Source organism: Corynebacterium tuscaniense (assembly GCF_008693065.1).
Lineage (GTDB): Bacteria > Actinomycetota > Actinomycetes > Mycobacteriales > Mycobacteriaceae > Corynebacterium > Corynebacterium tuscaniense.
Window position 1 is genome coordinate 1 of the sequence record NZ_VXKH01000112.1, and the last position, 2,215, is coordinate 2,215.

At 64.6% G+C, this 2,215-nt stretch carries 2 protein-coding genes; both read right to left on the bottom strand.

The annotated features are described in order from the left end of the window. A partial coding sequence (locus F4V54_RS10635) for a hypothetical protein (protein ID WP_150387120.1) occupies positions 1-1,200 on the bottom strand: 1,200 nt, incomplete at its 3' end. Beyond that, positions 1,197-2,215 (bottom strand): VWA domain-containing protein (locus F4V54_RS10640; RefSeq protein WP_150387121.1); only part of this gene is annotated, 1,019 nt, incomplete at its 5' end. The genes F4V54_RS10635 and F4V54_RS10640, both read right to left, overlap by 4 nt.

Sequence of the window (2,215 nt, forward strand, 5' to 3'; positions counted from 1 at the left end):
GCCAATACCGATGAGGATCCACGGGGAACGCCCAGGTTCTTCTGGGCGGCGCGCGCGGAGGCGCAAGTGGACGGTCACGCCCACCGCGCCGGCCATCACCCTCAAGGCAAGGTGGCCGAGCTGCTCCGCGGCGAGCGTGACCTGGCAACGCAGCGGACCGTCCTCAGTGTGGAACATCATGACGGGGTGCAGGCCGTCATCCTCTAAGCCTTCGATGACAGCGTCACCGACCCACCAGCCTTCTGCGGGCATAGCAGCCTCAGACGGGGTGCGTGCGCTGGCACGGATCTTTGCGCCACGCCCCAGTCGGCCGTCGGCGGAGGCGGTGGCGTTGTTGATCAGCACACCGCTGCGCACAATGTCGTGGTGGGTCATTCCAAGATCTGCTAGCTCAGTGCCACCCCAGTACGCTTGCCGTACCAAAGCACTATCGCCGGGGGTCACGGTGGAAAGCTGCCAGACGCGACCATCGTGTTCGTCGACGAGGTAGGTGATCACACCGGCGTAACCGGAGGCAGTCACTACTGGCTCGCACGCCCACCCGCGCAGCCGCAAGCTGCCCACCGGACGGTAGGCGCGCCGTGCGGAGCCCACGGCTTCAATGCTCAGCGTTCCGGTCTCATGTCCATGCTGGAGCCTGTGGGTGGTCAATGCGGCATCAACGAGCGTTGAAATAGTGGCTTCGGTTGTGCGTCCGTCTGCGTTGCCGAGCTCGCCGTGCAGTCGAGCAAAAGCCGAGGCCAACAGTGGGAGATGGTGTACCCGCCCGGCGGACACGATCCGAAGCACAGCAGCCCGATCAGCGGCGGTGAGACCACCGAGGCCACGGTCTAGCAGCCCCATCAGGCATGTTTGCGCAAGGGAGACGGTGACACGTTGGTCGTCTGTCAGGGACAGCGGCTCTGGAGTAGATTCAGCAGATTCAGCGGGCTCAGCAGATTCCACAGGTTCCACCGCCATCGACGGGCACGCGGTGAGAACCTGCGCGATGTGGAGACATCGCGGGCTGAGCAGGCAGTCACACTCCGCACCATCAGGCGGGGCAAGTGTCACGGTGGCGGTGCCAACGGTGATGGTGGCACCTGCGATCGTCCAGCTCTCGGGCGCCGCATCACCAAGGCGTTTTTGCAGGCGTCCGGGCAGCGTCTCGATGGTGGCGGCGACGAAGGCTGGGTCCATGCCGGGCAAGGTAGGGGTCATTGTTGCACCTGCTCTGCTACCCAGCGCGCCAGGGCCGTTGGGGAGACGGCGGAAACGGTCATGCCGGCGCCGACGAGCTGCCCAGTAATCGCTGCGTTGTAGCGTGCCTGGCCGGTGTCGTCGAGAGCAGCGCAGCCAAGTAGTCGCACACCGGCTGAGTTGAGGGATTCAGTGCGGGCGAGCAGTTCATCAACGGAGCCGCCTTCCTCAAAGTCACTGATCACTACCAGCAGTGTGCGTGAGGGGACGGTCACGCGTTCTTGCGCAATAGCCATTGCGTGGGCGATGTCGGTGCCACCGCCCACTTGGATTTCCAGCAGGAGGGATAAGGGGTCTGAAACATGCTCACTTAAGTCAATGACCTGGGTGGAGAAAGCGAGGAATGTCACCGATAACGCGTCCACACCAGCCAGGATGGAGGATGTCAGCGCGGCAAAAACTGTTGACGGCTCCATCGACCCCGACACATCCACCAGCACGATCACATGCCACTCCGACCGCCGGGCAATTGGCTGCCGGAAGATCGGCGTGGCCAGCACGAGCTGGGGCGTACCGTCCGCGCGGGGCACCGTGTGCCGCAGGTTACGGCGGATGGTGCTCACCGGATCTAAGCGTGACGAGGTCCGCGTGCTCGGCCGCCACCCCTGCAACCCCCGCAAGGCTGGACGGAGTTGGTTGGCCAACACCTGGGAGAGCTCTGCAACCATGCGGTGCAAAATCGGGCGGAGTCTAACCAGGGTGGATTCGGGTAGACCGCCGGCAAGGGTGAGCATGTCATTGAGCAATTCCACCGAAGCGCGCGGTTGCGTGCCCGTGAGTAGGTCGATGGCGAGTGGGTTGCGGCGACGCACTGCGGTCGCGGCGATGTCTTCGCGGACCTCGTCGCCAAAGAGTGCATCCAGCTCCTCAGCCCATTCACGTGCGGTGGGGTAGGGCGGCTCCAACCCGCCACGGCCACCCAGGCTGGTGGCTGTGGAGCCTTCCCCTTCGCCGCTGCCGTAGAGCTGGTCGAGGC